Here is a 268-nt window from a genome sequence, read left to right as displayed (position 1 = left end):
CGATCTGTTCGCCCGCATCCTCGACAAAACTGCGCGTCGCCGCGGATTGCGCCGCGGCGGTGAATGCCCGCTCCAGCGCCCGCACGCGCTCGGGCGGCGTATTCCTGGGCGCCAGAATGCCGCGCCACAGCAGCGTCTGTTCCTCGCCCAGGCCCAGTTCGTTCAGGCTGGTGGCTTGCGGCAGCGCCGCCACTTTGTCGGCCGAGGTCAATTGGAGGCATTTGACCTTGCCGCTCTTCACGTAGGGCAGCACCGGGGGAATGGATCC

1 protein-coding gene is annotated in these 268 nt (G+C 67.5%); it reads right to left on the bottom strand.

Features of this window, described 5'->3' with window-relative positions:
• A partial coding sequence (locus R0K30_RS22140) for a tripartite tricarboxylate transporter substrate-binding protein (RefSeq protein WP_410613011.1) occupies nt 1-268 on the bottom strand: 268 nt, incomplete at both ends.

The sequence above is a fragment of the Bacillus sp. SIMBA_154 genome (assembly GCF_046536015.1).
Lineage (GTDB): Bacteria > Bacillota > Bacilli > Bacillales > Bacillaceae > Bacillus > Bacillus pumilus_P.
This window is presented reverse-complemented; position numbering and strand designations above follow the sequence as displayed.